The organism is Sulfitobacter sp. 1A15106 (genome assembly GCF_043556995.1).
Lineage (GTDB): Bacteria > Pseudomonadota > Alphaproteobacteria > Rhodobacterales > Rhodobacteraceae > Sulfitobacter > Sulfitobacter faviae.
The window spans coordinates 101,904-127,409 of the sequence record NZ_JBIFFM010000010.1 but is presented as its reverse complement, the minus strand read 5'-3'; the positions used below and the strand labels follow the sequence as shown (position 1 = coordinate 127,409).

Sequence of the window (25,506 nt, the reverse complement as noted above, 5' to 3'; positions counted from 1 at the left end):
GACCTGTGCCGCTTTCCGCGACACCCCACGGGCGCGCGGGGCCGGGATCCCCAAGACCTCCGCCAAGTTGAAAGTCTTGGGTCCACGAAAACCCGCGTGCCAGTGTCGGCTAAAAGGTCGGATTCAGGCAAAGCGCACAGAACCCGATCTCAGCGGTCTTTTTGGTTGACGATCAGTTCTGCATTTTCGGGTAGTTCCGAAACAATGTTCACCTCGTCAGCACGAATTCGTGCATGCAGTTTGAAGGTATCAGCGGCGGCTGCTTCTGCGGCGGAAGCGTCGGCACCGTCTTCCAGCACAAGCGAGAGGCGGATCATGTCGCGATCGTTCTCGCGCGTTACCACGGCCTGCGCGGCCTTTGCGCCCGGCGTGCCGATGACAACTTCTTCAACCACGCGCGGATAAACGAAAATCTCGCGCACTTTGACCGCTGCCCCGACCCGTCCCTGCAATGCTGAAATCCGGCTGACGGTGCCATCCGCGTTGCTTTCCAGGGCAAAGGCGCTGTCGCCGGTGCCGAACCGGATCATCGGCCAGGTGGAATCGCGCGCGGTCACGACAACCTCGCCAGGATCGCCATGAGCGACCTGTTCGCCGCTGACCGGATCGCAGATCTGCACCACGCGGTCGGGATGAACCAGGTAGCCTTCGCCGCCATCCTCATAGGCGACAAGGCCCAGATCGGCGGTGGCATAGGCGGCCCAGGTGGACACGCCGTATTCGGCCTCGATCCGGCGGCGCTTGGCCATCCAGTCGCCCATCTCACCGCCGAGGAAGGCTGTCTTCACCTTCCATGCGTCGCGGCCATAGGTTTCGATCACCTTGTCCGCCAGCGTCAGGAAAAACGCGGTCGAAGCGCAGATCGAAGTCACGCCGGTTTCGGCGATGATCTGTGCCTGAAGCTCCGTATTGCCGACGCCTCCGGGGATCACCGTGGCGCCTGCGGCCTGTGCCGCTTCGTCGAACAAAAGCCCCGCGGGCACCAGATGATACATCCAGGTGTTCAGGATGATATCCCCCGGCCCCACGCCTGCCGCCTTGAACAGCCGGTCAAGGCCGTGGCCGCCACCGTCCGAAAGGGCCGGTTCGAAAATCGGGCCGGGGGACACGTAGATCCGCCCGACATCCTTCAGATCCGAGGCCAGGAACCCGCCAAAGGGCGGGTTCTCGCGCTGGATCTTCAGAAGCTCTTCTTTTTTCATCACTGGAAGACGCGAGAGGTCCGCCACCGATGTGACAGCTGCCGGATCGAATCCGGCAGCCGTAAATCGCGATTTCAGGCCAGGAGCTTTTTCGGCCGCAGCGGCATAGGCTTGAGCTATATCTTTGTAGATATCATCAGACATTTCCATGCCTCCTCGTCCAATCTGGTGTTAAAGCGGGCAGTCCTTACGGAAGTTCGGCGCGCGCTTCTCGCGGTGCGACAACACACCTTCCTTGACGTCCTCGCTCATGAAGCCAAGCATCTCCAGCGCGGTCGACGCATCAAAGATCGGCCCGGCCTGGCGCAGCCAGTTGTTCAGCGAATACTTGGTCCAGCGAATCGCGCTTTGCGAGCCGTTGGCCAGTTCGACGGCTGTATCCAGCGCGATCTGCTGCAGCTCGTCATCCTCGACGCACATTGATACCAGACCGATACGCTCGGCCTCTTCGCCCGACACCGGCTTGCAGGTCATCAGATAGTATTTCGCCTTGGCCATCGAGGTCAGCAGCGGCCAGATAATCGCCGCGACGTCACCGGCGGCAACACCAAGGCGGGGATGACCATCGACAATCTTGGCCTTCTTTCCGGCGATCGAGATGTCGGCCAGGATGGCAACCACAAGGCCTGCGCCGGCCGCAGGGCCATTGATCGCGGAAATGATCGGCTTGTTGCAGTTGATGATGTTATAGACGAGATCCTTGGCTTCTTTCCACGTCTTCATGATCTCGTGCGAATTGCCAATCATGTTTTCGATAAGGCTGAAATCACCCCCGGCGGAAAATGCCTTGCCCGCACCGGTCACGATGACCGAATTGATGTCTGGGTCACGGTCGATATCGATCCACATGTCCGTCATCTGGGTGTGGGTTTCGGCATCGACCGAGTTGAATGTCTCGGGCCGGTCGAACGTGATGCGCAGGACGCGATCCGCCGGGTAGTCAAATTTCAGTTTATCGTATTTTGCATAACGATCCGACATGGTTCTATTTCCTCCGTGGGGTATTGAGTCAGCCAGGCAGTCCCAGGACGGCCTTGGACAGGATGTTTCTTTGGATTTCGTTCGATCCACCGTAGATCGTGGTAGGTCTGGCCTTGTAGAAACTCGCCAGAACATCGACACTTACGTTGCCGACCTGAAGCGGCCCGATGGAGCCGCCATCGGGACCGGCTGCTTCGATCATCAGCTCGGTGATGCGCTGGAAGCATTCAGTCACCCAAATCTTCAGCATGGACACATCCGCACCGAGCGTCTCGCCACGTTTGAGCTGATCTGCAAAACGGGCATAAAGCGCGGCATGATCTTCCACATCCAGTGCCGCCTGGGCAAAGCGGTCACGGAACACCGGATCGTCAAACGCGCCACGGCCACGGGCAAAGCTTTCAAGCTGTCCCAGAGCGTTCTGGGCCAGACTTGGCGAACCGATGAAAATGCGTTCGAAGCTCAAGAGAGCCTTGGCCATCGTCCAACCCTTGTTCAGCTCGCCCACGAGGTTCTCGCGGGGCGTCCGTGCATTGTCAAAGAAGACCTCGCAAAACTCGGTCTCGCCCGACAGGGTCGTGATGGTGCGCACCTCGACTCCGGGTTGATCCATCGGAGCGAGCAGGAAACTGATGCCCTGCTGTTTCTTCGGCGCATCGGGATCGGTGCGCACCAGCATGAAAATATGCGTGGCGTCATGCGCCATCGTGGTCCAGATCTTCTGTCCGTTGATGACAAAGTCGTCGCCGTCAATCTCTGCGCGTGTGCGTAGGTTCGCCAGATCGGACCCGGCGCCGGGTTCCGAATAGCCCTGACACCAGATATCTTCGCAACTCAGGATACGCGGCAGCCAGTAATCTTTTTGTTCCTGGGTGCCGAATTTGATGATCAGCGGCCCGACCATCTGCACGCCCATGTCGCGGCCGCGATTGACGCCCCAGCGCTGCTGCTCTTCGTAAAAGATCAGCAACTTGGCGGCGTTCAGCCCCATACCGCCGAATTCAGCGGGCCAGGCTGGCGCGACCCAGCCCTTGGCGTGAAGCTTGCGGTGCCAATGTTCGATCTCGGCGAACTTCGGTCGGTGCGGCAGGTGACGCAGCTCCTCGGGATATTCCGCCTCGAAGAACTGGCGCACTTCTTTGCGGAACTCTGCATCGGTCATAGCGCTCCAGTCGGTCATTGTGCTGCCCCCTCTGCTTCGCGTGCCTCGAACCATATCCGCCTGTGATAGGCATCGTCGCCCAACCAGGCCGACAGCACCAGCGCCCGGTTCAGGTAGAGCCCGATATCGAACTCATCCGTGTACCCGACGGCCCCGTGCAGCTGGATGGCGTCGCGGGTGATTTTCTTGGCGGCCGTGACGGCGCGCGCTTTGGCGCGGCTGGCAATCGGGGCCCGAACCTTCGGATCGGTTTCGCTGTCCATCTGCGCAAGCGCCTCCCGCACTCCGGCCTGCGCGACCTCGCACATCACGTTGAGGTCGACGGCACGGTGCTGGATGACCTGGAATGATCCGATCGGCTTGTCGAACTGCTCCCGCGTCTTGATGTAGTCGAGCGTGATCTCGAAGGCGCGCTCGCTCAGGCCGACAAGCTCGGCCGCGGCAAGCGCCGTTGCATCGGCGACAGCCTCGGCCAGTGCAGTGAGAACCGCACCGCTGCTGGCCAATTCCGCGGCCGGAGTTCCCGAAAACGAAAGCTCGCCCAGAGAGCTGCCATCCGCCTGCGTCTGCTTGTCGATGACAAGCCCCTGCGCGTCTGCCTCAGCCAGAACCAGAACCGGACCATCATCCTGTTCGGCCACGACAAGGAACCCGTGCGAACCGATCGCACCGACGACCCAGGCCTTGCCACCGGTCAGCTTTCCGTCCGCGTATCGGCAGGTCGCATCGGCAGGCGCCCCGTCGGGGCCGCGTTCCTGCCAGGCAACCGCCAATGAAATTTCGCCGCCGATGAGCTGTGCCATCTTCGGATGATCCGGACAAAGGCGGCGCAGAAGGCCGAGGCTCAGACCGATCGTCGACACGACCGGTTCCGGGGCAATCACACGGCCGACTTCCTCGGCGATGACACCCCCGGCGGCTAGGCCCATGCCAAGCCCGCCCTGATCTTCGGGCACCGCCACGCCGAAAACACCGGCCTCGGCGAGTTCCCGGACCATCTCCGCATCGAAACCGCCCCTGGCATCACGAAGTTTTCGGGCTCTGTCACTTCCGCCCGCCCGTTCAAACAACGTGCGCGCGCTCTCGCGCAACAGGCGAAGGTCTTCTTGTTCGCTGAAAAGGATATCAGTTTGTGTCATTTTGTTTTCGCTGGATCATCACGGGGGTGTCGGTCGAAAAAACGACCTCGCCCTCGGGGTTTTTGGCGCTGAGCGTATAGTGCAAAACACCTCTGTCGGGCTTGCTTTTTGACGGTGTGACCGAGTTGACCGTCAGTTCGACATCAAGGGGTTCGTTCGGGTGCACAGGCCGCAGCCAGCGCAAATTGTCAAAGCCCATGCCGCCGATATTGGCAACATCGACCATCATCTCGGTCATGACCGGCTTGAACACCTCAAGCATGGTCTGAAAGCCCGAGGCGATCAGGCTGCCATGTATGGCGGTTGCATAGTCTTCATCGGTGTGCAGCCGCTGCGGATCCCATTCCTTGGCAAAGGCCTTTATTGAATCCGCGCTCATCGGAGCGCTGCGAAAGCGATAGACTTGGCCCGGCGAGAAGTCTTCCAGATACCTCAAGAGGCACCCTCCTTTGCGAAACCGTCATCGTATCCGCTCGCATCCTTGGATATCCGGATGCGGTTGAATTCTTCCAGCTTCGGATAGGTTTCCTTGAACGCCACCAGGAACTCACCCATCGGCGCGTCGAAATAGAGACCACGGTCGTTCACATATTCCATGTGCCGGTGATTCTGTTCGTCGAACTCATGAAAGAGCGCGTCGTGATAGCCGTCGAAGACCAGGGGTTTGACCCCGAATCTTTCACACAGTTCCATGTTGAATGCAGGTGTCACCTTGTAGGCCTCATTCCCCAACCACAGCTGAACATAGCCGTGGTAGATAAAGAGATCGGTCCCCATCAACTCCTGCAACTTGGGTGTATTCAGGTGGTTGCGCACATCCGCGAACCCCAGAGCGGCGGGGATACCCACAGCACGCAAACAAGCCGCCAGAAGAATTGCCTTGGGAACGCAAAACGCCGCTTCCGCCCCAGCGATACGGCTGGCACGGTAAGAGTCCTCATCCAGCGCAAAACAATAGGGATCATAGCGAATATCGTCGCGCACCGCTTCGAACAGGCGGATCGCCTTGTCGCGATTGGTTGCGCCCACAGGGAGATCACGCAAAGCCGATGTCACGAAACCCTGCACTTCCAAGCTATCGCTTTCCACAAAGCGCGATGGCATGACATAACGCTCAGCTTCAGTCGGCAGGTTATCGTCAGACTTGTCCATTGGCCCCTCCTTTTTTCTAACAAATGTTAGATTACCGATTCAAAACCTGCCCGTCAACGGGATTTACTCTGTCTTTGGTTGGTCCACGCCATAACGCGTATTGTCTTCGCCCAGAGTGGCTGCAACTCCGACCGAATTTCCGGAAGAACGGAACTCCGGCGCAATTGGCAGCGGCAAAGCAGGCGCGTCCCGGCCGGAGATTTTTACTGTCCGCCCGAACACGTCACGCGCTTTGAAATGCGGGTCATGTGCCGCCTCGGCGGGCGTTTTCACGACCGAACAGCAGCAATCTGCCGCTGCCAGCAAAGGCTCCCAATGGGTCGAGGGATGTTCCCTCAGACGACGTGCAACCTCCGCGGCACAGGCATTTGGATCGGACCAGTCATCGCGAAGGGCCACCGGCAAACCAATGACATCGCAGAACAACTGCCAAAACTTTTCTTCCAACGCGCCGACGGCGATCTGACGCCCATCCGCAGCCGAATAAAGCCGATACCGGGCCAGGCCACCCGTCAGACGGCTGCCACCGCTTTCGATGTTCTGCCCGGCAATCACACCTTCGGCATGGGCCCAATAGGCAAAGGCGAACGCCCCCTCGGCCATTGCGATATCCAGATGCGTCCCCTGCCCGCTTGCCTGGCGCGCAATCAGGGCCAGCAGGATATTCATCACCGCAGGATAGGTTCCGCCTCCGATATCGGCGACCAGCCCGAACGGGGCCGTTGGCTGGTCATCCGGTCCGCGACTGAGCGACAGGATACCCGCATCACCGACGTAGTTGAGATCGTGGCCGGCGGCGCTGGCCTTTGGTCCGGTCTGGCCATAGCCGGTGATCGAACAATAGATGAGACCGGGATTGATCTTTCGCACCGCTTCATAACCAAGCCCCAGCCGGTCCATCACGCCGGGACGGAACTGCTCTACCAGAACATCGGCCCTCTCGATCAAGGGGCGCAGACGTTCCACTGCGCCCCTTGACTTGAGGTCGATGGCCACCGATCGCTTGCCGTGGTTCAACACGGCAAATCCGATGCTCTCTCCGTCGATCTTGGGCTCGGTTTGGCGCGCGTCCTCGCCGACTCCGGGACGCTCGAACTTGATCACTTCGGCGCCAGCCTCGGACAGCATGAGCGTCGCCATCGGACCGGGAAGAAGTGTGCTGAAATCCAGCACCAGGATATCCTTGAGCGGTTGAGCCATCTTCACTGCCTCAGGCGAAGCGCGCCGCGCCGTTGTTCAGAACAACCACGTCGCGTGCCGGAATAGATGCTCGAAACCGGGCCTCGCCGTCCTCTTCCCAGATTTCGAACCGCACGGTTTCGCCGGGATAGACCGGAGCTGAGAACCGAACATCCAGACCGACAAGCCGGGCAGAATCATAGTCAAGCAACGTCTTTAGAATCGCCCGGGCCGCCAGCCCATAGGTCGCCAGACCATGCAGGATCGGGCGGTCGAACCCGACAGAACGGGCCACATCCGGGTCAGCGTGAAGCGGATTGAAATCACCGCTGAGACGATAAATAAGGGCTTGGCGCGGCAGGGTATCGATATCACATATATGATCAGGCGCCCGATCAGGCAGCACTGCGGGTGCCGGACCCGCCTGGTTTTCACCGCCAAACCCCCCATCACCGCGACAGAAAGCCGACATCGCCACGCGCGCTAGTTTTTCGCCGCTGTCCGCGTCGATAATATCGCGGCTTTGGTAAATGACGGCTCCCTTGCCCTCGCCCTTGTCGGCGATGAAGTCGATCTTGCTACGGCCGACAAGCCGGGCATGTGTCGGCAGCGGCTTGTAGATGTCGAGCCACTGTTCGCCGTGCAGCACTTTCTGCCAGTTTACGCCGGTCTTGGGATCGCGCAGCCAGAAGCCGGGATACCCCAAAATAACCGCCATCGAGGGAACTGCCTTCAGCCCGTCTTCATAGACATAGGCCAGCTCCTTTTTGTCGGTCGGATCCTCACCGAACCCAAGGCCGAGTGCATACAGGATGGTATCCCGCTCGGTTAGCGTCTGTTCGATTTCCTCAAAGTCCCAGTTCGACAGTGCATCGAAATCCAATGGCATTTGCTTTCCTCCCTTAGTTGCCGTCAGAGCGTGTTTTGAGATCCAAGTATGGCCGTGACCTGACTGGACAGCACACCGCCGTTGCCATGCGCCAGCGCCAGATCAATATCCTTCAACTGAATGCCTGGCGCGTCGCCACGGATCTGGCGGGCAGCCTCGATCACTGTGAAGATGCCGTACATCCCGGGGTGCACACAGGACAGGCCGCCGCCATTCGTGTTCACCGGCAAGACGCCGCCAGGCGCGATGCGTCCGCCCTCGACAAAGGCCCCTCCCTCGCCCTTGGCGCAGAACCCCAGATCTTCAAGAAACAGGATGGTATTGATGGTGAAGGCATCATAAAGCTCGACCGCCTGGATGACCGCAGGGGTCACGCCGGCCGCAGCAAAAGCGCGCGCGCCCGAGGCGCGGGCGGCGGTCACGGTGAAATCCTTCATTTGCGAAATCTGCCGGTGCGAGCTTTCCGCAGCACTGCCCAGCACATAGACAGGCGCCTTCGGGAAATCCCGGGCGCGGTCCGCGTGGACCATTACGATCGCGCCGCCACCGTCGGTGACAAGACAACAGTCGCGCACGGTCAATGGATCGCCCACCATGCGCGCACCCAGCACGTCCTCGCGGGTCAGCGGGCCGCGCTCGAACGCTTCGGGGTTGCGCTGCGCCCAGGCCCGCGCGGCAACGGCCACGTCGGCCAGCTGTTCGCGGGTGGTGCCGTATTCATGCATGTGCCGCGCCGCGGCCATCGCGTAGGCCGAGATCGGATAGCGCGGATTATACGGCGCCTCGTAGGCCGGCGGACGTGAAGCGGTCACCAGTCTGCCCGATGCGGTGCGCTGGTTGGAGCCATAAACAATCAGCGCGACATCACACAGACCGGCATCAAGGGCCATGGTCGCGGACGTCAGGTAGTTTACGAAGGACGAACCGCCCGACATTGTGCCATCAATGAAACGGGGCTGGATGCCCAGATACTCCGCCGCCATAAGCGCCGGCATGCTGTCTTCCATCATGGTGCAAAACAGCCCGTCGACGTCGGACAGGTTCAGCCCGGCATCGCCAAGCGCCGCAAGCGCGGATTGCGCCATGACATCATAGGCCGTCAGGCCATGGGCTTCTCCGAAACCGGCATGACCGGTTCCCACGATGGCGGATTTTCCCCGAAGTTCAGTGGTCATGGCTTATCCCTCCGACGGCTTGAAAAGCACGGCCGGAACACCCTCGGCCTCGCCCACGAAGGCGGTTACGGGCATGTCGATGGCGACCTCACCCGGAGCAATGCCCTCGACCCGGCTCATCATCCGGACACCCTCATCCAGCTCGACGACGCATACGTTGTAATCGCCGCCCCGTTCGGGCTTTCGGCGCACAACTGTTGTGGTGTGGACCCGTCCCTTGCCGCTAGCCTTCTTCCAAGAAATCGCGCTGCCATGACAATGGGGACACAGGACTCTCGGGAAAAAGTGATATGCCCCGCAATCATCGCACTTGGGCAGCAGGATCTCTCCCTCTGCCAGCGCGCGTTGGAAAAACTGGTCTGGTCGTTTGGCGTCCTGCACCGGCGTTCTCCTTCAAGCGATCCAGTCTTTGTCTAATCGTATTGATTATGTTTCTAACAATTGTTAGATTTAGTCAACCTTTCAGGATCAATTGAGAGAAACTCATGTCAGGTTCAGACTTAGCCCCCCTTTCCGGCAAACTCGTCGTTGCGTTGGAACAGGCAGTCGCCGCGCCTTTTTGCTCCTCGCGGCTGGCCGATGCCGGCGCGCGTGTGATTAAGATCGAACGCAAGGGAGCCGGCGATTTCGCCCGCGCCTACGATACCGCCGCCAACGGCGAAAGCGCCTATTTCACATGGTTGAACCGGGGAAAGGAATCGGTGGCGCTGGACATTAAAGCCGACGAAGACCGTGAAATCCTGCTCAGGATGCTGGAAAACGCGGATGTGTTTATTCAGAACCTGCTGCCGGGCGCGCTGGCCAAGCTCGGGCTCGATTCCGCAAGTCTGCGAGAGAGGTTCCCGCGTCTCGTGACCTGCGACATCACCGGATATGGCGAAGACGGCCCGATGCGCAACGCCAAGGCCTATGACCTTCTGGTGCAATGCGAGAGCGGTCTGGCATCAGTGACCGGCACTGCGGACGGACCGGGACGGGTTGGAGTGTCGGTCTGCGATATCGCAACCGGTATGACAGCCCATGCCGGAATCTGCGAAGCACTGGTCGGGCGAGATCGCACCGGCAAGGGCAGCGGCGTTTCCGTGGCAATGTTTGATGTGATGGCCGACTGGATGTCGGTTCCGCTGCTATATCACGATTACCTTGGCAAGCCGACACCCCGTGTCGGACTGAACCACACGGTCATCTGCCCGTACGGGGCCTATGAATGCAAGGACGGTCAGCTTGTCGTCATTACCGTGCAGCACAGCGGCGAATGGCAAAGGTTCTGTGAACACATACTGGGCGACGCGGCTCTGGCAACCGACCCCCGTTTTCAGGACAACACATCGCGCATCAACAACAAACCCGCGCTCGAAGTGCTCATCAAGGCCGTGTTCGCCTCGCATGACCGCGCCGAGATGCTGAAGCGGCTTGACGCTGCGGGCATTGCCTCGGGCGCGGTGAACGACGTGGCGACCCTGTCCGGTCACCCCCAGCTTGACCGATCCGTGATAGGCACACCCTCGGGCGAGATCAACGTCCCGACACCCCCGATCCGGCGCAGCGTCGGCGAAACGACACTGCGCCCCTGCCCGGCCTTCGATGCGCAAGGTAAAGCCATTCGCGCCGAATTCGGACCCCGTTCATGAAAACGGTGGACAACCAAAAGGGTGGACAATCAAATGACCGCTGAGAACAAACCGGCGATCCTTCAAGGCGTGAAGATCGTCGATCTGACTTCTGTGGTTTTCGGACCTTTGGCGACGCAGATGCTGGGCGATCTGGGGGCCGATGTGATCAAGGTGGAAGGCCCCGAGGGCGATCTTCTTCGCCAGGTCCAGCCATCGCGCAACAAGCTGATGGGGGCCGCTTTTCTGGGGACCAACCGTAACAAGCGCAGTGTCGTACTCGACCTCAAAACACAAACTGGTCGCGATCAGTTGCGCAAACTGCTCATCGATGCCGATGTGATGATTTCGAGCATCCGGCCTGCGGCGCTGGCCAGATTGTCTTTGGATCCCGAAACTCTACGCCAGGAAAACCCGAACCTGATCACGGTATCCGCCACCGGTTTCGGGCAGGACGGGCCCTATGCCGCCAAGCCTGCATTCGACGATTCCGTCCAGTCGGTGTCGGGATTGGCCAGCCTGGCAACCTTGCGCGACCCCGAGGCACCGCCCGCTTATGCCCCGACAATTCTGGCCGACAAGCTTGGCGGCGTGACCGCCGCCTATGCCGTGATGGGCGCCCTGTTCCACCGCGAGCGTACGGGACAGGCCCAGCATGTCGAAGTTCCGATGTTTGAGACGCTGGCCGCCTTCCTGCTGGCCGAACACATGGATGGCGCCACCTTCGAGGAGACTCCGCAGGATTTCGGCTATGCCCGCATGCTGGTTCCGCACCGGCGTCCGGTTCAGACCGCAGATGGCTACATCACCATTCTGCCCTACACCAACGTGCAATGGGCGCGGTTCTTTCAGGCGGTCGGGCGCGACGACATGATCGACCATGTCTGGGTCACTGACATGGATGCCCGAAGCCGCAACATCGGCGCAGTATACGATATGGTGGCGCAGATTGCGCTGACCCGGACCACGGATGAGTGGCTTGACCTCATGGAGCAGGCCGACATACCCGCCATGCCAGTGCGCAACCTGTCAGATTTGCCGAACGATCCCCATCTTGCCGCAACCGGGTTCTTTCAACGGATTGATCACCCGACCGAAGGTGCGATCTGGACGACACGCCCGCCGGCTCGATTTTCGGCGACCCCTGCGCGACATGATCATCGCCCGGCCCCGCGACTTGGGGAACACAGCGACGAAATTCTGGGGCCGGGCAGGGAGTAGCCCCACCCGGCACCGGACGGATCAAACATCCATCGAGCGTGCGATCAGTTCCTTCATGATCTCGTTGGTGCCGCCATAGATCATCTGGACCCTGCTGTCGGCATAAAGTCGCGCGATGGGGTATTCCATCATGAAACCGTAACCGCCGTGCAGTTGCAGGCATTCATGCATGACCTCGTTCTGCGTCTGGCTGCCCCACCATTTCACCATCGAAGCCGTGGCCGCATCAAGTTCGCCCGCTTCAAGACGCGCGAGCCCGTCATTTACGAAGGAACGTAGCAATTCGGCCTTGGTTTTGCATTCCGCCAGTTTGAAGCGTGTATTCTGGAAGTCCATGATCCGGCTTCCAAATGCCTTGCGGTCCTGAACATATTTCACCGTTTCATCGATCGCAAAATCAATAAAACCGAGCGCGGTAATGCCGATCATCAGCCGCTCCCAAGGCAGCTGCTTCATCAGCTGGTAGAACCCCTGCCCCTCTTCCGGACCAAGCAGGTTCGCCGTGGGCACGCGCACATCCTCGAAGAACAGCTCAGCAGTATCCGAACCTTTCATACCCAGTTTCTTCAGGTTCCGTCCCCGGCGAAAGCCCTCGGCGCCCTCGGTTTCCAGAACGATCAACGAAACGCCCTTGGCGCCGGCGTTGCGATCGGTCTTTGCCACGATAACAACGAGATCCGCCGTGTGCCCGTTTGTGATAAAGATCTTCGAACCGTTGATCTTGTAGTGGTTGCCATCCTTTTCCGCGTAGGTTTGTACGTTCTGGAGGTCAGAGCCCGTTCCAGGCTCGGTCATGGCAATCGCCGCAACGCTGTCGCCGCTGACCAGTTTCGGCAACCACTTTTTCTTCTGTTCCTCACTGCCATATGCGTTGAGATAATGGATTACGATGGACTGAATCCCATAGCCCCAACCCGTATCACCGGTGCGCCCCTGCTCGTAGACGGTAATCGCGTCGAACCCGATGCCGCCACCGAACCCACCATATTCTTCGGCAATCGAGCCACCCATGACACCCTGCTGACCGACTGTTTTCCAGAAGTCGCGGTCAACAATTCCCTGCTCCGCCCATTTTTCAATCTTCGGAGCCATCTCTGCATCGAAAAGCCTGCGTGTACTATCGGCGAACATCTTGTGTTCATCCACTGCCCAACTCGGGGAGTTCTTGATCAGAGACATGTTTTATTCCTATCGGTTCATGCTTGCATTGAAGAAATCTAACAAGTGTTTTATTTCCTGGCAATGAACCCGAGGCGTTCTGACGGGGCGTCACAAGGCTTCGGACCGTGCGCATCCGGATTTATCCAATCACGCGCCGCCCATTCGGCTCGTACAAAAAAGGCCCGCCAAAACAGGCGGGCCTTTTTGTAATTTTTTCGCAATGACTTACAGCCTGTCGGTCAGTTCGGGCACGGCGTCGAACAGGTCGGCAACCAGACCGTAATCGGCAACCTGGAAGATCGGGGCTTCTTCGTCCTTGTTGATCGCGACGATGATCTTGCTGTCCTTCATGCCGGCCAGGTGTTGGATCGCACCCGAGATGCCAACGGCGATATACAGGTCAGGCGCGACCACCTTGCCGGTCTGGCCAACCTGCCAGTCGTTCGGTGCAAAGCCCGAGTCGACGGCGGCGCGGGATGCGCCAACGGCGGCGCCCAGCTTGTCGGCCAGTTTCTCGATCAGGGCAAAGTTCTCTTCGGAGCCGACGCCGCGCCCACCGGACACGACCACACCGGCCGAGGTCAGTTCGGGACGATCCGATGCGGCGACCTTGTCTTCGACCCATTCCGACAGGCCGGGGTTGTCCCCGGCACCGATGCTTTCGACCGAGGCAGACCCGCCTTCGCCAGCGGCATCAAAGGTCGAGGTGCGGAAGGTGATGACCTTTTTCGCATCCGACGATTTGACGGTTTGAATCGCGTTCCCGGCATAGATCGGGCGCTCGAACGTTTTGCCATCGACAACGCCGGACACGTCCGACAGGACCATCACGTCCAGCAGCGCGGCAACGCGCGGCATGACGTTCTTGGCGTCCGTGGTGGCCGGGGCGACGATATGTTCATAATCACCGGCCAGCGATGCGATCAGCGCGGCGGTCGGTTCGGCCAGGCGGTGACCCAGCGATGCGTCTTCGGCGACCAGAACCTTGGCCACACCGTCGATCTTGGCGGCGGCGTCGCCTGCGGCAGCAGCAGAGGCGCCCGCGCACAGAACGGTCACATCGCCCAGGGCCTTGGCCGCGGTCACGGCCTTGGCGGTTGCGTCGATTGCCAGTTCACCATCGGTGACTTCTGCGAGAAGAAGAACAGCCATTATACAGCCCCCGCTTCTTTGAGTTTTGCGACCAGCTCGTCCACCGAGCCGACCATGATACCGGCCGCGCGTGCCACGGGCTCGGAGGTTTTGACGATTTCCAGACGCGGCGTGACATCAACGCCGTAATCATCGGCGGTTTTCTCATCCAGCGGCTTTTTCTTGGCCTTCATAATGTTGGGCAGCGACGCATAGCGCGGCTCGTTCAGGCGCAGGTCCACGGTGACGATCGCGGGCATCTTGACCTTGATGGTCTGCAGGCCGCCGTCAACTTCCCGGGTCACGACGGCACTGTCACCGTCGATGTCCAGTTCCGAGGCAAAGGTACCCTGCGACCAGCCCAGCAGGGCTGACAGCATCTGGCCGGTGGCATTCATGTCGTTGTCGATCGCCTGCTTGCCGCAGAGAATCAGACCAGGCTGTTCCTCTTCCACGACCTTGGCAAGGATTTTGGCCACTGCCAGCGGCTCGATATCATGGTGCACGTCATCCGCTGCAAAGACCAGAATGGCGCGGTCGGCACCCATGGCCAGTGCGGTGCGCAGGGTTTCCTGCGCCTGTTTGACGCCGATGGATACCGCGACCACCTCTTCGGCCTTGCCGGCCTCTTTCAGGCGTATCGCCTCTTCGACGGCGATTTCGTCGAAAGGGTTCATCGACATCTTAACGTTGGCCAGATCGACACCGCTTCCGTCCGCTTTGACACGAACCTTCACGTTGTAGTCGATCACGCGTTTCACAGGCACGAGTACCTTCATTGGCGTGGTCTCCTTGAGTTTTGCGATAAGGTTTCAACCGAGCTAACGGTCTTTGAATTCTGGAGTTCTTTTTTCCGAAAACGCTTTCATGGCCTCAGGAAAGTCATGCGCGCACAGCAAAACGCTTTGGGCATCGCGCTCGATATCCAGCGCCTCGAGATAGCTGCACTCGGCTGCGGCGCGCATCACACGCTTGGCGGTCTGAACGCCAAACATCGGGTGCGTTGCAATCTCGCGGGCAATTTCCAGCGCCCGTACCTCGACCTGGTTGGCCGGCACGCATTCTTCGACAACGCGCAGGTCCCTGGCGGTGCGCCCGTCGATTTCACGGCCCGTGAGCACAAGCATCCGGGCAACGCCCGCACCGGCGCGCTGCTGAAGCAGCCAGCTTGATCCCGTGTCGGGACAACCGCCGACGCGTGCAAATACTTCGCACAGCCGGGCATCTTCGGCGGCAACGACAATGTCCGCCGACAAGGCCAGGCTGAGGCCCGCGCCAAAAGCCACGCCGCATACCGCGGAAATCAGAGGTTTGCGAAACAGATAGGCCGCGCGTCCGCCATCGTGAACCAGGTCCACCATTTCCGACGTCGCCCGCGCGCCTTTGGCGATCTCGGACTGAAACCCGACAAGATCGCCGCCGCTGCTGAAATGATTGCCACCGGTCATAACAACGACACGGATCGTAGCGTCCCGTTCGGCTTCGCGCAGAAGCGCCACCAGTTCTTCGACGAACCCGATGCTGTAAGGGTTGCGTTTTGTCGGCTGAAGAAAACGCAGGATTCCGACAGGGCCTTCCCTGTCCAGGCGAATAAGCTCAGTCATTCAAGTCTCCATCAGGTCCCGGTCCAGACGGGTGCCCGCTTTTCAGCAAAGGCCTTTGGGCCTTCAATCGCGTCGTTGCTGGCGTAAACCACCTCGTGAAGGCGCTTGCCCTCTTTCAGGCCACCCGCACAGCCCAGGTCCATGGTCGCGCGAACGCCGCCTTTCGCGGCAACAACCGACAGCGGGGCCGCGCTGGCAATGCGTTTGGCAAGGTCAAATGCCCTTGCGCGGACAGCATCGGGAGTGTCTTCGATATAGTTGGTGAACCCGTATTCGTGCAGGCGCTCGATCGGCATCAAGTCGCCGGTCAGAACGATTTCCATAAGGATGGGCTGCGGTAGCATGGACAGTGCCGGCGATGCCCAGGGCGATCCACGACCGATCTTTACTTCGGTGATACCGACCTTGGTCCCCTTGAGACCGACCCGCAGATCGCAATTCAAGGTCAGCATCATGCCGCCCGCCATCAGCGACCCTGTCATCGCCGCGATGATCGGTTTCTTGCAGGCGCGCATGGTCTCGTGAAACGGGTCGCGCATCTTGGTCAGAATATCGACACCCTCGTCGCGTGCGATTTGTGTGGCTTCCTTCAGATCCAGTCCGGCGCTGAAAACGCCGCAATCGGCAGAAGTCAGAATGGCCACACGAACGCTGTCATCCGCCTCGATCTTCTCCCAAGCGTCGGTCAGCCCGTTCGTCGCCGCCACGGAAAGCGCGTTTTTACGTTCTGGCCGGTTGATACAGACGGTCGCAATTCCGTCTTCGATCTTCACGTCAATGGGGCTCATGATACCTGCTTCGCTTTCTCGGGACAATCTAACTGCGGAAAGCTTCCCCGCGACATGTCTGCCGCGGGGAAGCTCTGTCTTATTCGACGGTGAACGTCGCGGAGCTGTGCTTGATGACATCCCAAACAACGTCAAGATAGTCGGCGCTCCAGTCGGTCAGCGGAACCCAGGTTTCGCCATTCCACTGCTCGACCCGGGTCTTGCCGCCACCACCGTGGTCTTTGTCGGTCAGTGTAACCGGGGCCATGATGCCGTTTCCATCGAAGTTCTCGATCGATTCATAGGCATTCTTCATGCTTTCCGGTGTGATCGGCCAACCGTTTTCAGTAATTGCGATCCGCGCGGCTTCGAAACCGGCCGAGTAGATCGCCATGCCCGTGTTGTAGTACACGTCGCGCACCAGGCTCTCGGGACCGCTGCCCTTGCCATTGGCATAGTAGGTGTCCAGCATCGTCTTGACGATCGGAACTTCCTGGCCACCGGCCACGTTGGTCCCGCGCAGGATGCCTTTCGCCTCTTGTGCGCCGATATTGGCGATATCGACTTCGTTCAGCCAGTTCACCGACAGATAGCGGTCGATCGGGAAACGGTTGCGGCGCATTTCCTTCGAGGCGACCACATGCCCGCCCGCCAGCAGCCAGCTGATCACGTAGTCAGGCTTGTCGCGGCGGATTTTGCTCCATGCGCCGGCCTGATCCGACCCGGGAAGCGGTACGGGATACAGCTCCAACTCGAACCCTTCCTTTTCGGAAAGCGTTTTCAGGATCTCGATCGGTTCCTGGCCAAAGGGGTAATCCAGATAGATGAACCCGATCTTCGCCTTGCTCAAGTCACCGCCCATCTGACCCTTGATGAAGGCAACGTCATTTGCCGCCTGCTGCCAGTACGTCGGACCGACCGGGAAAACCCATTCGAACACTTCGCCGTCCACCGCGTCTCCGCGGCCAACAAAAGACTGCATCAACAAGTTCCCGTCCTTCATCGCACGCGGCAGAACCGCGTTCGTGACCGGCGTGGACAGAAAATTGAATAGGAACACACCTTCGCGCTTGAGCTGCTCATAGCATTCCACACCACGCTGGGGTTCGTTGCCATGATCGCGAATGATGATTTCAACCGGATGACCTTCGATACCGCCATTTTCGTTGGTGTACATCGCCAGATCCTGGGCGGCCTGAGCCACCTGCGGCGAAATGAAAGTGTAGGATTTGCTAAGGTCGAAGCAGAGTCCGAAGCGGATCGGCTCCTTGTCCTGCGCTGCGGCCACAGTCGCGCTTGCTGCCAGCGCGGCAGTCAGTGCCACCGCCCTTATGTGCTGTTTGACTTTCATGTTCTCTCACTCCCGTTGGTTTGGTTTGGTTTGGGGCTGTGATACCGCTTTGCAAACGCCGCTGCCGCCCCGCGTAGCGTCGCCCTTCCTGCTACCAGTCTTTCACTGCTCGTATTTTGAGGAACTTTTTTTCACCACGTCCCACACGACGTCCGTGTACTCAGAGATCCAGTCGGTTTGCGGCACCCAAGTCTCCCCGTCCCACATCTCGATCCGGGTCTTGCCACCGCCGCCATGATCTTCGGCCGTCACCGTAATGGGGGCCATCAGCCCGTTCGCGTCGAATCCCTCAAGCGACTCCAGTCCGGCCTTGTAGGATGTCGGAGTGATCGGCAGCCCCTCGGCTTCCGCCGCCTTGCGCGCGGCTTCGAACATGATCGAATACATGGCCAGCCCGGTGTTGTAGAAAACGTCCTGCGTCTTCTCGATCGGGCCGGATCCCTCGCCCTTGTCATAAAGCTCGGCCATGATTTCCTGATACAGGGCAATATCCTGACCGCCCACGACATTGGTCCCGCGCTTGATACCTTTGGCGGCCTCTTTACCGATGTTGGCGATATCGACTTCGTTCAGCCAGTTGACCGAGATGTATTTGTCCATCGGAATGCGATTGCGCTGCATCTCTTTCGAGGCAACCACATGGGCACCGCCCAGCATCCAGACAATCACATGATCTGGGTTGTCCCGGCGCACCTTGGACCACACACCGGCCTGGTCGCTGCCAGGCAGTGGCACGGGGTACAGTTCAAGCTCGAAACCCTCTTTCTCGGACAGGGTTTCCAGGATCTCGATCGGCTCCTGCCCGAAGGGATAATCGAAATACACAAACCCGACCTTCACATCTGACAGATCGCCGTCATGCAATTGCTTGATGTAGGCGACATCGTTGGCGGCCTGTCCCCAATAGGTCGGCCCGATCGGATAGACCCAATCGAAGACGGTGCCATCAACGGCATCGCCGCGCCCGACAAGCGACTGCATCAGGATACGCCCGTCTTCCATGGCCCGCGGCAGGATAGCCAGAGACACCGGAGTGGACAGGGTATCGAAAACAAAGACGCCCTCGCGGCTGAGTTTCGAGTAGCACTCGATTCCGCGCTGCGGTTCGTTCCCGTGGTCACGCACGATGACTTCGACCGGTTCCCCACCGATGCCGCCCTTCATGTTGATGAGCTTGGCAAGGTCCATCGCGGCCTGCGAAACCTGCGGCGTGGCAAAGGTATAGGCCTTGCTGAGATCGTAGCAGATGCCGATCTTGAATGGCTCGGCCAGCGCCTGGGTGCCGAACAGCGCCCCGCCAACCATTGAAAATACAGCCAGCGCTTTGGTAAGTTTCTTCATTTTTTCCTCCCTGAACAGTTTTCGAATAGTACGTTAGCTCAGCCAACGTTTGCGTCGGCTGTAGTGCTTGACGTTGTGAAAATCGGTCTCTCCGCCGCCTAGATAGAACTCCTGAATGTCGGAGTTGGATTTGAGCGCCTCGGCCGTGCCGTGCATAACGACGCGGCCGTTTTCGATAAGATACCCTTGCGAAACGATCTCCAGAGCTGCCAGGGCGTTCTGTTCCACCAGCAGGACGGACAGCCCCTCATCCTTATTGATCTTTTGCAGGATGCCGAAGATTTCCTCGACCAGGAACGGAGCAAGCCCGAGACTTGGTTCATCAAGCATCAAAAGCTTCGGCTGGGTCACGAGGGCCCGCCCAATGGCAAGCATCTGTTGCTCACCACCCGACAAATAGCCTGCTTGCGAATTTTTGCGTTCGGCAAGCCGTGGAAAATAGGCGTAAATCTTGTCCTTTTCCGCATTCAGCGTCGATCGGGACATTCCGCGCGGCGCGGCGGCGGTCAGGTTCTCGTCGGGGGTCAGATGTTCAAAGACCCGCCGCCCTTCGATGACATGACAGATGCCCATCTCGACGCGTTTTTGCGCGAGCGCTTCGGTAATGTCCGTTCCTTGGAACGTTATCTCACCTCGGCTGATGCGTCCGCGCTCGGCTTTCAAAAGACCGCTGATCGCTTTCAACGTGGTGCTTTTTCCCGCTCCGTTCGACCCCAAAAGCGCGATCATCTCGCCTTTTGGAACCTGGACCGATACACCTTTGATCGCCAGCATTACATTGTCGTACAGCACCTCGACACTGTTCATGGACAGAATGTTCTGGGCTTCAACTTTTTCTTGCATCGGCATTTCCCTTATTTCTTGAACTGATCGAAGGGCCAGACCATCAGGTAGTCTCTGATGTTGCCGTAGAGTTTTCCCAAACCAAGCGGTTCGATCAGAAGGATAATGACGATCAGCGCGCCATAGACCGCGTTGGGGATGTGGGCGAGCGTTTCAACGTTGATCTGCATGCCAAGCCCGTCACTCAGCGTGACGACGAGACCGTTCACGATACCCGGAACAAGAAGGATCAGGGCAACACCGAAATAGGAACCGATAATGCTGCCAAGGCCGCCAACAATCACCATCGCAAGAACCTGGATCGAAACGGCAACCGAGAATTGCTCGGGTGCGGCGAGAAAGAAAAAGGTGGCAACAAGCAACGCACCGCTGACGCCTGCGATGAACGAAGAAGTCGCGAATGCGAGGATTTTGTAGTAGAAACTGTTCACACCCAGGATCGCGGCGGCAAAGTCTTTTTCCCGGACAGCGACCAAGGCGCGACCGAGTCCAGTACGCTTGAGATTAAGCATGAAGATCGTCACCAACACACACCAGCCGAAGGCGACATAGTAGAAGCCAGTATCAGTGGTAATCTCTTGCCCCAACAACGCCAGCGTCGGCGACTGGAGCGATGCGTGTGAGCCCCCCGAGATCGCCGGCGAGTGGGTCAGAACCCAGTCCATCACGAACTGCATCGCAAGAGTGGTAAGGGCGAGATAGAGGCCCTTGACCCGCAAAGCGGCAAAAGCGAACAGGCTGCCGATCACGGATGACGTCAACCCGCCAATGATCAGGGCGAATTCCCACGGCACCCCGAAACGCGCGGCATGGATAGACGAATACGCTCCGACGGCCATGACCGCAGCATAGCCCAAGTGCAGTTGGCCGGCCCAACCTGTCACCAGGTTCAGCCCCAAAGCGGCGGCCGTCCAGATCAGCCAGGGAAGCATGTAGCTGTTCAGATAAAGCGACGGGATGATGAATGGCGCGGCAAGGCCGATCAGAAAGATGAAAGCTGTCAGATTTCTGTCGGCAGGCACCTTGAAGATACGGCTGTCCGAAACGTAGTCGGCGTGATGGACGCCGGAAAGTCTGTAAAACATGCCTTACACCCTTTCGATGTCGTGACGACCGAACAGCCCGTGCGGACGGATCATGACGGTAAGAATGAGCACGGCGGCGACGATAAGCTCACGGCTTCCGCCTCCGACAAGCGGATCGAGGAAATCAGCGCCAACGTTTTCGACGACGCCCAGGATGATGCCTGCGATCACGGCGCCAAGGATACTGTCGAGACCACCGAGAACGGCAACCGTCAGACCTTTGAGAAGCAACAGCGACAGCGCCTGATCGACACCCTGAATCTCACCCCAGATGACGCCAGCGGCGACGGCAACAACGGATGCCAATGCCCAGGATAACCCAACGCCGCGCTCAACCGAGATACCTACCGACCACGAAGCCATGTAATCATCCGCGATCGCCCGCAACTTGATCCCGGTCCGGGTTTGGAAGAACAGCATGAAGCCGACAAACAAGGCAAGCGCGACACCGGCACCGACCAGATGGATGCGGCTGATGAAGATGTCGCCCAGGAACAGCGGATCATAGCTGACGCCCAGTTCCATCGAACGCGACGTTCCGCCCCAGATGGCAAGTGTCGTACCCCGCAGGAATATGTCGAGGCCAAGTGTCAGCATCAGGATCATGACGACCGGGCGACCCGCGAGACGACGCAGGGCAACACGCTCGATGCCGAACCCAAGGCCGAACATGACAACCGCAGCCAGAGGAATGGCCAGCCACAAGGGCAAACCCACATCGCGCGCCAGCGCCAGGACCACATAGGCACCCACCATGGTCAGCCCACCCTGCGCCAGATTGGGCACCGAGGACGCTTTGTAAATCAGCACGAGGCCGATGGCGAAAAGCGAATATAACAGACCCGTCAAGGCTCCGTTGATCGCAAGCTCTGATAGAAAGACCCAGTCCATTTATACCTCCCTGACGGGAAGGCTTCTTTCGACCTTCCCTACTTCCCCGGTCTCGTAAGTCACCTGCGCGCTTACGTGGACCTCTTTTGAACCGTCGTAGAGCGCCGCGATCACGTCAGCATAGCGTTCCTGAACGACCTTGCGCCGCAGTTTTCGTGTCCGTGTGATTTCACCATCGTCCGGGTCGAATTCTTTCGGCAGACTGACAAAGCGTTGCAGGCGCAATGGCTCGGTGACGGCCTTGTTGACCCGTTGGAACGCCTCGCGAAGCAACGTCGCGACCTCTTCACGCTGAGAAAGATCGGCATATGACACGTAAGGTACGCCGTTCACTTCGGCCCAGTGCCCCACGGCCTCGAAATCCACGCAGACCATCGCCGTCAGTTCCTTCAGCCCGGCGCCAATCACGGCCGCATCCTTGATATACGGGCTGAATTTCAACCGGTTCTCGATGTAGTTTGGAACGTAACGTTCACCGTCGGCGGTGTGCATGACCTCGGATACACGCCCAAGAACAACCAGGTGTCCGTCGTCCTCCAGATAGCCGGCATCACCTGTATGCAGCCACCCGCCGTCAAGGGCTTCGGCGGTCGCTTCGGGTTTGTTGAAGTACCCTTCAAACACGCTGTCCGAGCGCACCAGGATCTCACCGTCTTCGGCAATGCTGACCTCGACGCCAGGCGCGGGTTTGCCAACCGTATGAAGACGGACCTCGCCCGGAGCCTGAATCGCGTTGATCGCGCTGTTCTCGGTCTGGCCGTAGAGCTGACGCAACTTGATCCCCAGGGCGCGGTAGAACACAAAGGTGTCTTCCCCGATCGCTTCACCGCCGGTGAACGCATTCTTGAGGCGGCTCATCCCGAACTGGTCCTTGATCGGACCGAAAACAATCGCCTCGCCCAGAAGCCGGCCCAATGGCTCAAGAACACCGCCGCTTTTGCCATTCAGCTTGCGCGTTTCCGCCGCGATGGCCCGATCCATGAAAAAATGGTACAGCCATTTCTTTAAAGGGGTCGAATTTTCGATACCAACCTGGATTGTCGTCAGCATCTGGTCCCAGCTTCTTGGCGCCGCCAGATAGAATGTCGGAGCGATCTCGCGCATGTCGCGCACGACCGTTTCCTGGCGCTCAGGCACATTCACGGTGAAACGCCAAAGGAGTGCCGCGGCAACGGTTATGGCGTAGTCTCCCACCCAGGCCATCGGCAAGTACGCGAGGATCTCCTCATTTTCGCCGAAGGCACCCGCCGCATGTCCATTCCGAGCAGCAGCAAGAACGTTCTTCTGACTCAGTACGATGCCCTTCGGCGCGCCCGTCGTTCCGGAGGAGTGCAGAAAAATGGCCGGATCTTCCGGCTTCGCACGACTAAGCAGTTCCTCACTCAGGCCCGGGGTTTCGTTCAGATCGTGCTGACCAACTTCGATCAGGTGATCCCAGGACAACAGCCCTTCAACCTCGTAGAAGCCAAGACCGCGCGCTTCATCATAAATGATGTGGTCGATGCCCTCGGCGCCCGCGTCCTTCAGTTCCAGGATCTTGTCAACCTGTTCCTGATCTTCGGCGATGGCCGCGACGATTTCGACTTCGCCAAGAAAGTGCCGGAGTTCTTCGAGCGTCGCGCCGGGATAGGCAGGCATTGCATAGGCACCCAGCAACGAAATAGCCAGCATTCCGCCATACAGCCGCGCCCGGTTGTCGCCCAGGATAAGCACCGCCTTGCCCGGTGTTACGCCGATTTTCTCAAGCCCGGCCGCGCAGGCCAGCACCTCTTCGGCGTATTCCGCCCATGTGGTTTCCTTCCAGATCCCACGCTCTTTTTCGCGAAGCGCGATTTCCGAACCGTGTTTCGAGGCGTTCCGCGCCAGAATTGCGCCGATCGTGTCGCCGCCCGAAGACTGTTTCTTCGTCAAATCAGTCATGCGACCCTCCGATATATGCCTCGATGACCCGCGGGTCCTTCACAACCTCCTTGGGGATGCCACTGGCGATCATTTCACCATAATTCAGGGCCAGCATCCGATCACAAATGCCGGTGATGACATCCATATGGTGTTCGATCAGCAGAACGCTGACGCCGCGTTCGGCACGGGCATCCAGAATGAAACGGGACATATACCCTTTCTCTTCCTGGTTCATGCCGGCCATCGGTTCATCGAGAATCAGCATCTGTGGCTCGGCCACCAATGCCCGCGCCAGCTCGACCCGTTTTTTCAACCCGATCGGAAGGCCATCGACCAACTCATGCCGGATGCTCTCGAGTTGTAGAAACTCGATCACCTCTTCGACGATCTTGCGGTTTTCGATTTCTTCACGCTGTGCTGCCCACCAGTAAAGCGCGGTGCGCAGAACGCCCGGTTTCATGTGGATGTGCCGCCCCAGCAGGATGTTGTCCAGAACGCTCATCCCGTTGAACAAGGCAAGATTCTGGAACGTCCGGGCGACGCCGAGCTTGGCAACCTTGTGAGGTGCCGTACCCGTGATTTCCTTTCCTGCCAACCGCACAGTCCCCACATTCGGTGGGTAGAACCCGGTAATTGCGTTCGTCAGTGTTGTCTTGCCGCTGCCGTTCGGGCCGACAAGTCCAAAGATTTCCCCCTGCCGAATGACGAGGTCCACACCGGTGACAGCGACGATGCCGCCGAACCGTCGCTCGACCCCGCTGCACTCCAGTATCGCCCCATCATCGGCTCCGATTGCTGTTTTAATCTTAGTCGTCATCTAGATATCATTGTCCCCCTAAGGTTCACGGCCAACATCAGGTAATCCGGAAGTAGTCCGGCCGCCCCGTTGGCCATGGATCCCCCCACAATTGCTGCCCACCGTCGATGTTCAGAACTTCTCCGGTTACGAATTTCCCTGAATTCGCCGCCATATAGACAACCCCTTCAGCGACATCCCATTCGTCCCCGGCGTGCCGCATCGGGTTGGAGTCCTGAAAGGTCGCAGAACCCTCCGGAGGGTAGTTCCCGAAACCGTTGCTTTCGCAGCAACCCGGCGCCACGCAGTTCACTCGGATACCGTGCGGGGCCCACTCCACCGCAACCGACTTGGACAGGTAAACTACTCCTGCCCGGGCCGCACAGGTATGCGCGATGCCGGGCATGCCGCGCCAGATATCGGCCACGATGTTGACGATGGAGCCCGATTGCTTGTTGGCAACCCAGTGGCGCGCCGTGGATTGCATCATCCACCACGTGCCGTTCAGGTTGGTGTCTATGACCGCATTCCAGCCCTTTGGACTAAACTCCAACGCTGCTTGCGGAAACTGACCCCCAGCATTGTTCACCAATACGTCAATCGCCCCGAACTCCTGGTTCGTCTTGGCGACAAAATCCTCGACCTGCTCAGGCTCCCGGATGGTCATAGGCACAGCGAAAACTTCGCCCCCGAAACTTTCAAGGAACTCCTTGGCCAAAGCCAGTTTCTCTTCGTTGCGTCCATTGATCGCCAGATTGGCCCCGAGCCTTGCGAACAAGGTCGCAATTGCCAGCCCCAATCCGCCTCCGGCCCCGGTCACCACAACGACTTTGCCGGTGAATAAACCGCTTGCGTAAACGGTTGCACGTTTTGATAGGTCCTCCCTCGAAGACCCAAACTGCGTCTTATTCACGACGCCTCCTC

The 25,506-nt window shown here is 59.1% G+C and carries 25 protein-coding genes; 2 read left to right on the top strand and 23 right to left on the bottom strand.

Annotated features, from left to right (window positions below; genetic code table 11):
* Window positions 1–149 precede the first annotated feature (149 nt).
* The 10 genes from ACGYKA_RS15780 to ACGYKA_RS15735 all read right to left on the bottom strand — a co-directional run bounded on the left by ACGYKA_RS15780 (window position 150) and on the right by ACGYKA_RS15735 (window position 9,260).
* Window positions 150–1,346, bottom strand: a complete 1,197-nt coding sequence (locus tag ACGYKA_RS15780; protein ID WP_229669281.1) for a phenylacetate--CoA ligase family protein — start codon at window positions 1,344–1,346, stop codon at window positions 150–152.
* Window positions 1,347–1,373: 27 nt separating this feature from the next.
* Window positions 1,374–2,183 carry an enoyl-CoA hydratase/isomerase family protein gene (locus ACGYKA_RS15775; protein WP_028095226.1) on the bottom strand — a complete coding sequence of 270 codons (810 nt, stop codon included), beginning with the start codon at window positions 2,181–2,183 and terminating at the stop codon, window positions 1,374–1,376.
* 28 nt (window positions 2,184–2,211) lie between these two features.
* Window positions 2,212–3,363, bottom strand: coding sequence for an acyl-CoA dehydrogenase family protein (locus ACGYKA_RS15770; protein ID WP_028284914.1), 1,152 nt, complete (start codon window positions 3,361–3,363; stop codon window positions 2,212–2,214).
* Complete coding sequence (locus ACGYKA_RS15765) at window positions 3,360–4,484, bottom strand: acyl-CoA dehydrogenase family protein (protein WP_088626186.1); 1,125 nt, start codon at window positions 4,482–4,484, stop codon at window positions 3,360–3,362. Before ACGYKA_RS15765 ends, ACGYKA_RS15770 begins: the two co-directional genes overlap by 4 nt.
* Window positions 4,471–4,920, bottom strand: a complete 450-nt coding sequence (locus tag ACGYKA_RS15760) for a MaoC family dehydratase (RefSeq protein ID WP_027264320.1) — start codon at window positions 4,918–4,920, stop codon at window positions 4,471–4,473. Before ACGYKA_RS15760 ends, ACGYKA_RS15765 begins: the two co-directional genes overlap by 14 nt.
* On the bottom strand, window positions 4,917–5,636 hold the full coding sequence (locus ACGYKA_RS15755; RefSeq protein WP_088626187.1) for a transglutaminase family protein: 720 nt from the start codon (window positions 5,634–5,636) through the stop codon (window positions 4,917–4,919). Before ACGYKA_RS15755 ends, ACGYKA_RS15760 begins: the two co-directional genes overlap by 4 nt.
* A 63-nt stretch (window positions 5,637–5,699) precedes the next feature.
* A complete protein-coding gene (locus ACGYKA_RS15750; protein ID WP_028284917.1) occupies window positions 5,700–6,836 on the bottom strand; it encodes a CaiB/BaiF CoA-transferase family protein in 1,137 nt (378 codons plus the stop codon).
* Window positions 6,837–6,846: 10 nt separating this feature from the next.
* Complete coding sequence (locus ACGYKA_RS15745; protein ID WP_028284918.1) at window positions 6,847–7,704, bottom strand: MaoC/PaaZ C-terminal domain-containing protein; 858 nt, start codon at window positions 7,702–7,704, stop codon at window positions 6,847–6,849.
* 23 nt (window positions 7,705–7,727) lie between these two features.
* Entirely contained in the window at window positions 7,728–8,879 is a 1,152-nt protein-coding gene (locus tag ACGYKA_RS15740) for an acetyl-CoA acetyltransferase (RefSeq protein ID WP_028284919.1), read from the bottom strand.
* Between the two features lie 3 nt (window positions 8,880–8,882).
* Window positions 8,883–9,260: a Zn-ribbon domain-containing OB-fold protein gene (locus ACGYKA_RS15735; protein WP_036538078.1), complete on the bottom strand. Its 378-nt coding sequence runs from the start codon at window positions 9,258–9,260 to the stop codon at window positions 8,883–8,885.
* Between the two features lie 104 nt (window positions 9,261–9,364).
* Here ACGYKA_RS15735 and ACGYKA_RS15730 point away from each other — a divergent pair, with 104 nt between their 5' ends.
* On the top strand, window positions 9,365–10,510 hold the full coding sequence (locus ACGYKA_RS15730) for a CaiB/BaiF CoA-transferase family protein (RefSeq protein ID WP_028284921.1): 1,146 nt from the start codon (window positions 9,365–9,367) through the stop codon (window positions 10,508–10,510).
* Between the two features lie 33 nt (window positions 10,511–10,543).
* Window positions 10,544–11,710 carry a CaiB/BaiF CoA-transferase family protein gene (locus tag ACGYKA_RS15725; RefSeq protein WP_028284922.1) on the top strand — a complete coding sequence of 389 codons (1,167 nt, stop codon included), beginning with the start codon at window positions 10,544–10,546 and terminating at the stop codon, window positions 11,708–11,710.
* Window positions 11,711–11,731: 21 nt separating this feature from the next.
* Here ACGYKA_RS15725 and ACGYKA_RS15720 read toward each other — a convergent pair whose 3' ends face one another.
* From ACGYKA_RS15720 to ACGYKA_RS15660, 13 genes are all read right to left on the bottom strand, one after another.
* Complete coding sequence (locus ACGYKA_RS15720) at window positions 11,732–12,889, bottom strand: acyl-CoA dehydrogenase family protein (RefSeq protein WP_028284923.1); 1,158 nt, start codon at window positions 12,887–12,889, stop codon at window positions 11,732–11,734.
* A gap of 207 nt (window positions 12,890–13,096) precedes the next feature.
* Window positions 13,097–14,023, bottom strand: coding sequence for an electron transfer flavoprotein subunit alpha/FixB family protein (locus tag ACGYKA_RS15715; protein ID WP_028284924.1), 927 nt, complete (start codon window positions 14,021–14,023; stop codon window positions 13,097–13,099).
* A complete protein-coding gene (locus ACGYKA_RS15710) occupies window positions 14,023–14,781 on the bottom strand; it encodes an electron transfer flavoprotein subunit beta/FixA family protein (protein WP_271690106.1) in 759 nt (252 codons plus the stop codon). Before ACGYKA_RS15710 ends, ACGYKA_RS15715 begins: the two co-directional genes overlap by 1 nt.
* A 42-nt stretch (window positions 14,782–14,823) precedes the next feature.
* Window positions 14,824–15,606 carry an enoyl-CoA hydratase/isomerase family protein gene (locus ACGYKA_RS15705; protein WP_028284926.1) on the bottom strand — a complete coding sequence of 261 codons (783 nt, stop codon included), beginning with the start codon at window positions 15,604–15,606 and terminating at the stop codon, window positions 14,824–14,826.
* 11 nt (window positions 15,607–15,617) lie between these two features.
* Window positions 15,618–16,394, bottom strand: coding sequence for an enoyl-CoA hydratase/isomerase family protein (locus ACGYKA_RS15700; RefSeq protein WP_028284927.1), 777 nt, complete (start codon window positions 16,392–16,394; stop codon window positions 15,618–15,620).
* A 79-nt stretch (window positions 16,395–16,473) separates the two neighbouring features.
* Window positions 16,474–17,724 (bottom strand): ABC transporter substrate-binding protein, encoded by a 1,251-nt coding sequence (locus tag ACGYKA_RS15695; RefSeq protein WP_028284928.1) that lies wholly within the window; start codon window positions 17,722–17,724, stop codon window positions 16,474–16,476.
* A gap of 102 nt (window positions 17,725–17,826) precedes the next feature.
* The gene (locus ACGYKA_RS15690; RefSeq protein ID WP_028284929.1) at window positions 17,827–19,065 is read right to left on the bottom strand and encodes an ABC transporter substrate-binding protein; all 1,239 of its coding nucleotides are present in this window, start codon (window positions 19,063–19,065) and stop codon (window positions 17,827–17,829) included.
* Between the two features lie 33 nt (window positions 19,066–19,098).
* Window positions 19,099–19,908, bottom strand: coding sequence for an ABC transporter ATP-binding protein (locus ACGYKA_RS15685; RefSeq protein ID WP_088626190.1), 810 nt, complete (start codon window positions 19,906–19,908; stop codon window positions 19,099–19,101).
* Between the two features lie 11 nt (window positions 19,909–19,919).
* Window positions 19,920–20,993, bottom strand: a complete 1,074-nt coding sequence (locus tag ACGYKA_RS15680; protein ID WP_028284931.1) for a branched-chain amino acid ABC transporter permease — start codon at window positions 20,991–20,993, stop codon at window positions 19,920–19,922.
* Between the two features lie 3 nt (window positions 20,994–20,996).
* Window positions 20,997–21,884 (bottom strand): branched-chain amino acid ABC transporter permease, encoded by an 888-nt coding sequence (locus tag ACGYKA_RS15675; RefSeq protein WP_028284932.1) that lies wholly within the window; start codon window positions 21,882–21,884, stop codon window positions 20,997–20,999.
* The gene (locus ACGYKA_RS15670) at window positions 21,885–23,804 is read right to left on the bottom strand and encodes a long-chain fatty acid--CoA ligase (protein ID WP_028284933.1); all 1,920 of its coding nucleotides are present in this window, start codon (window positions 23,802–23,804) and stop codon (window positions 21,885–21,887) included.
* Window positions 23,797–24,603: an ABC transporter ATP-binding protein gene (locus ACGYKA_RS15665; RefSeq protein ID WP_036538081.1), complete on the bottom strand. Its 807-nt coding sequence runs from the start codon at window positions 24,601–24,603 to the stop codon at window positions 23,797–23,799. Before ACGYKA_RS15665 ends, ACGYKA_RS15670 begins: the two co-directional genes overlap by 8 nt.
* A gap of 37 nt (window positions 24,604–24,640) precedes the next feature.
* Window positions 24,641–25,495 (bottom strand): SDR family oxidoreductase, encoded by an 855-nt coding sequence (locus ACGYKA_RS15660; RefSeq protein ID WP_028284935.1) that lies wholly within the window; start codon window positions 25,493–25,495, stop codon window positions 24,641–24,643.
* Window positions 25,496–25,506 lie beyond the last annotated feature (11 nt).